The following is a 2,900-nucleotide window of genomic DNA, read 5'->3' as shown; positions in this document are numbered from 1 at the left end:
GAGTGATCTCCTTAGTCTTGTTCGAAGTGAGTATGCCCGGATCGATGATGAGGGCAGGACTCTCATTCAATCAGCATTTAAGAGCTCAGGGAATCTGGAGGTCACCGATAAAGAACTCCGAGTTACCCTCAATCCTCTAAGTTCACCGCATCGCAGCAAGGCTATCGGAAGGCTCTGTGAAATGTTGAATACGACAAAAACATTATTCCCGGGTTCGAAGCTTCGACTCGTTTATGGTGTCTAGGATACCCTCCATGTTACATAAAAATGAGGCACTGTGTCAGGATGTCTGAACTTATTGGCAACTTCAAGAACCCCGGTCGAGTGTGGCGTGACCGCGACGGTGATGTTGCTGATCATGACTTCCCTTCCTATGCAAAAGCCAAAATCAGCCCCTATGGTATTTACGACACCATAGCCAATACTGGAATGGTTTGTGTCGGCATCAGCCACGACACCCCCACTTTTTGCCGCAGAGTCCATCATAACCTGGTGGGAGGGATACGGCGCTCAGCAGTATCCAAAATCCCGCAACATCCTCATTCTCGCCGACAATGGCGGAAGCAATAGATCCAAATCCGTTGCCTTAAAGTATCATTTATGGAACTCACTCTGTCTTCAGTATGGATTGACTGTCCAGGTTTGTCACTACCCCACTGGCGCATCCAAATGGAATCCCATCGAACACCGCCTCTTTTCAGAAATTTCAAAGAACTGGGCTGGCGAGCCTCTCGTCAACCTTCAAACTGCTCTTAATTTCATACGAAAAACAAAAACGACTTCCGGACTGCGTGTTTCTGCGGTACTGAATCGCAAGCATTATCAATGTAAAGAAAAGATATCCAAAGAAGATGCGGCCCAAATCTTAATCAAAAGGGATTCAGTCTTTCCGGATTTGAACTATAGGTTGCTGCCTCCAAAATGAGAAGTTATTTTTTCGCAAACGCTAAGCTGAAGCTCCATGGTGTAGTTTTTCAAATTAAATGGTCTTTAGGAACCTGATTAAATGGTCCCGATCAAAATATTCCAAGTTATTTAGCCTACCGCAAATCATTCAAGACACACTATACGGATTTGAAGGGCACCCAGGAAGGGAAGACTTCCCGGGTGTGATCAGGGCTAAAATATTTCAGAAGCCGCCAAGCGGACATGTTCGGGGGTGACGGTTAGGGATTGGGCAGCCGTGGCAGCGATGAGGGCACCCCGGGCCAGGTGATTGGCTTTGCGGAAAAGGCCGCCAGATCCTTGCTGGATAGCGGTAATGGCCGCATCCTCCAGGGGATTGGTTTTTAAACCGGCCAGGGTTAGATGATGAGCCAAATAGTTTTCCATTTCCTGACGGGAGACGCCTTTGAGATGACAGCGGGCCAGGATGCGGGAAGCCAAAGGATGAGAGGTGCGGAAGACGAGTTGATCTACCAGGGGACTTTGACCGGCCAGTATGATGGGTAGATAAGGTTTGGAGTCCTGGTAGAACTGAGTGAGGGTGTGGAGTTCGGCAAAGACCTCCAGTCGCAAGAGGGAAGCCTCATCAATAATCAGGACGGGCTTTATTTTTTTACCCTCATAAAGGTCACGGATTTCCTTTTGGATCAAGCGGGTCAAGACGGCTCGGGAAGAGCTGGTTTTTTCGATACGGAGTTCAGCCAGGATGAGGCGATAGAGTTCCAGGATGGAACCTGGGGTGGCGGTGATGGGGATGGTGCGGTATTCGGAAGGATGGAGATTTGCGGCCACGTAACGTAAGGCGGTGGATTTCCCGGAACCGACCTCGCCGGTGACCAGAGCGATTCCGCCCAAACGGACGGTGTAATCGAAGCGGTCCTGCACGGCGGACAGGGCCGGTGTTTTCAGGATTTCCTTAAGATTTATATCGGAGCAAAAGGGTTCCCGAGAAAGACCGAAGAAGGTACGATAGTGGGCGGTCATGAGCGGTTCCCCCTTTCCCAGAGCACTCCGCCGTGATAAGCCGATTCCTGGGAAGTTTCCAAGACCAAGCGGCTGTCTTTATCCCGTTTGACCCGGCTGTTGACCTGAAGATTGACCGGGGATAAAAATCCGTAGGATTGATTATTCCAGACCACTTCGATCTGTTCGAGATTGGCTTCGTGATAACGCAAGGTGATCTGCTGACCGATTAAACCAACCGGGGCTTCAAAGAGTTTCCCGTTCAGGCTGACGGTGCGGTCTTTGGCTACCCGTCTACGGGCGGTTTAGCGAAAATAGTCCGGCAGGTTGGTCGGGGCAGGCCGTAGACATTCCATCCGGGAGGCGAAACGCTCCCAGGGGGCCTGACCGGTAGCGCCGTGTTTCCGACGATGATAAATCTCCCGCAGCCAGATATCGAAGGCCAGGTTCAAATCGCTCAGGGTGGTTCCCCGAAAACCGGTCAAGAAATCTGACCGAACGGTTTTAAACCAGCGTTCTATTTTCCCCTTTCCTTGGGGCTTATAGGGCCGAGCATGGATCAGGGCGATCCCCAGGGAGGCGGTCACCTGTTCCAGATGGTGAGATCTAAAAGCGGCTCCGTTATCGACGTAAATTTTACGTGGTAGCCCTCGGGTGGCCAGCGCCTGCTCCAGCGCTTTTAGAAAAAAAGTCAAGGACTCCCCGGGATAGAATGCTCCGTAGGGAACCAGTCGGGAGTGGTCATCGATAAAGGCAATCAGATAGCTTTTGCGTTTTTTCCCTCCGGTTTCCACCAGGGGGCCATGTAAGACATCGCTTTGCCATAAGTCATTGGGCAGTTCCGCTTCGAACTTTCTGCGGTCTTCGGGGATCATCTGCTGGGCTTTCATCAACCCCCGGTCCCGTAAAAAGCGATAGGCTGTAGTCTGGGAGAGTTTTCCAAAGCCCTTTTGTTCCAGTTGCTCGACCAGTTTTCGAACCGGGGCCCGGGG

The 2,900-nt window shown here is 51.2% G+C and carries 4 protein-coding genes; 1 reads left to right on the top strand and 3 read right to left on the bottom strand.

Annotation, left to right across the window (positions count from 1 at the left end):
* Nucleotides 1-436: 436 nt before the first annotated feature.
* Nucleotides 437-925: a hypothetical protein gene (locus HY879_17735; GenBank protein MBI5605181.1), complete on the top strand. Its 489-nt coding sequence runs from the start codon at nucleotides 437-439 to the stop codon at nucleotides 923-925.
* A 194-nt stretch (nucleotides 926-1,119) separates the two neighbouring features.
* On the opposite strand, the gene HY879_17730 is transcribed toward HY879_17735, so the two are convergent.
* The 3 genes from HY879_17730 to HY879_17720 all read right to left on the bottom strand — a co-directional run.
* Entirely contained in the window at nucleotides 1,120-1,929 is an 810-nt protein-coding gene (locus tag HY879_17730) for an AAA family ATPase (protein MBI5605180.1), read from the bottom strand.
* On the bottom strand, nucleotides 1,926-2,174 hold the full coding sequence (locus tag HY879_17725) for a hypothetical protein (protein ID MBI5605179.1): 249 nt from the start codon (nucleotides 2,172-2,174) through the stop codon (nucleotides 1,926-1,928). Before HY879_17725 ends, HY879_17730 begins: the two co-directional genes overlap by 4 nt.
* Before the next feature lie 39 nt (nucleotides 2,175-2,213).
* Nucleotides 2,214-2,900, bottom strand: a 687-nt coding sequence (locus HY879_17720; GenBank protein ID MBI5605178.1) for a transposase, incomplete at its 5' end; no start/stop codon positions are given.

It is taken from the genome of Deltaproteobacteria bacterium (assembly GCA_016219225.1).
In the GTDB taxonomy this organism is placed as follows: Bacteria; Desulfobacterota; RBG-13-43-22; order RBG-13-43-22; family RBG-13-43-22; genus RBG-13-43-22.
This window is presented reverse-complemented; position numbering and strand designations above follow the sequence as displayed.